This is a genomic window from Sphingomonas sp. (assembly GCF_040398505.1).
Classification (GTDB): Bacteria; Pseudomonadota; Alphaproteobacteria; order Sphingomonadales; family Sphingomonadaceae; genus Sphingomonas.
This window is the reverse complement of sequence record NZ_JBBATX010000194.1, coordinates 1-1,823: the sequence shown is the minus strand read 5'-3', so window position 1 is coordinate 1,823 and position 1,823 is coordinate 1. Positions and strand designations below refer to the sequence as shown.

The following is a 1,823-nucleotide window of genomic DNA, read 5'->3' as shown; positions in this document are numbered from 1 at the left end:
TGGCGACCCGAGACGCGCCCGATCCCGGTGATCACGCCCGCGCCGGGGACCGCATCGTCATACAGCCCGTTGGCGACGAGTTGGCCGATCTCGAGGAAGGGCGAGCCGGGGTCGAGCAGCCGCTCGACGCGCTCGCGTGGAAGGAGTTTGCCGCGCGCGGTGTGGCGTTCGCGGCTCTTCTCGTTCCCGCCAAGCGCGGCCTGCGCGACATCGCCGCGCAGCCGCTCGACCAGCGCGCGGTTGTGCGCGGCGTTGGCGCGGAAGGTCTCGCTGTCGGGGGAGAGCGCGGTGGTGAGGATGGGGGCGGTCAAAATTCCCTCTCCCTTTGGAAGAGGGAGGGAGCGGCGAAGCCGCGGAAGGGTGAGGGTGACCGAGGTGGGACGCGGTCGCCCTCACCCTCCCACTCGGCTGCGCCGAGCGGGCCCCTCCCTCTCCCAATGGGAGAGGGGCTTTGAGCGGCGCCCATCACTGCGCCACCTTGTCGCTCGCCCCGATCAACTCGCGCCCGATCAGCATCCGGCGGATCTCGTTGGTCCCCGCGCCGATATCGAGCAGCTTGGCGTCGCGATAGAACCGCTCGACCGGCCAATCCTTGGTATAGCCCGCCCCGCCCAGCGCCTGCACCGCTTCGTTCGCCACGCGCACGGCATTCTCGCTCGCGAGCAGAATCGCGCCTGCGGCATCGAAGCGCGTCGTCTTGCCCGCGTCGCAGCTCCGCGCCACCGCATAGACGTACGCGCGCGCCGAATTGAGCGCGACGTACATGTCGGCGATCTTGCCCTGCATCAGCTGGAACGCGCCGATCGGCTTGCCGAATTGCTGGCGCTCGCGGACGTAGGGGACGACGACATCGAGGCACGCCTGCATGATGCCAAGCTGGATCCCGGCGAGCACGGTGCGCTCATAATCGAGGCCGGACATCAGCACGCCGACGCCGCCATTGACCGGCCCCATGACGTTTTCTTCCGGAACCTCGCAATCGGTGAACACCAGTTCCGCCGTTGGCGACCCGCGCATCCCCATCTTGTCGATCTTCTGCCCGATCGCGAAACCCGGCATGTCCTTCTCGATCAGGAAGGTGGTGATCCCACCGCTGCCCGTCCCGGTCTTGGCGTACACCACCAGCGTATCGGCATAGGCGGCATTGGTGATCCAGAATTTGGTGCCGTTGAGGACGTACCCGCCCTGCACCTTGTCGGCCTTGAGCTTCATGCCGACCACGTCCGACCCAGCGCCCGATTCGGACATGGCGAGACTGCCGACATGCTCGCCCGAAATCAGCTTGGGCAGGTATTTCGCCTTTTGCTCCGGGTTACCCCAGCGCGCGATCTGGTTGACGCACAGGTTGGAGTGCGCGCCATAGCTGAGGCCCACCGAGGCCGAGGCGCGCGAAACTTCCTCGCAGGCGATCACGTGTTCGAGATAGCCGAGGCCGAGGCCGCCATCGTCTTCGGCCACGGTAATGCCGTGCAGGCCAAGCGCGCCCATTTCGGGCCAAAGACTTTGCGGAAACCAGTCCTCAGCATCGATCTTGGCCGCGATCGGCGCGATTCGGTCGGTCGCGAAACGTTGCGTCGTGTCGCGGATCATGTCGGCGGTTTCGCCCAACGCAAAGTCCATCTCGGCGATCATTCTACTCTCCAACGCACCCTTGGCTCGGGCCTTTGCCGTGCGATAGCGCGTGTCGCGGCAAAGCGTAAGAGCGTGATCGCTGCGTTGACGACCCCGCCCGGAATGTGGCAAACGCCCCAAATCGCGGGTGTAGCTCAATGGTAGAGCTTTTGCTTCCCAAGCAAGTGACGAGGGTTCGATTCCCTTCACCC

Annotated in this window: 2 protein-coding genes; both read right to left on the bottom strand. The window is 65.7% G+C overall.

From position 1 onward, the window contains the following. On the bottom strand, positions 1-311 hold a 311-nt coding region (locus ABWP09_RS14310; RefSeq protein WP_353205789.1), incomplete at its 3' end, for a carboxyl transferase domain-containing protein. Between the two features lie 154 nt (positions 312-465). After that, positions 466-1,632 carry an acyl-CoA dehydrogenase family protein gene (locus tag ABWP09_RS14305; RefSeq protein WP_353205788.1) on the bottom strand — a complete coding sequence of 389 codons (1,167 nt, stop codon included), beginning with the start codon at positions 1,630-1,632 and terminating at the stop codon, positions 466-468. Between the last annotated feature and the right edge of the window lie 191 nt (positions 1,633-1,823).

Coding starts and splice junctions, on each gene's coding strand:
- ABWP09_RS14305 (WP_353205788.1), bottom strand. CDS start 1,632: ATGATCGCCGAGATGGACTTTGCGTTGGGCGAAACCGCCGACATGATC.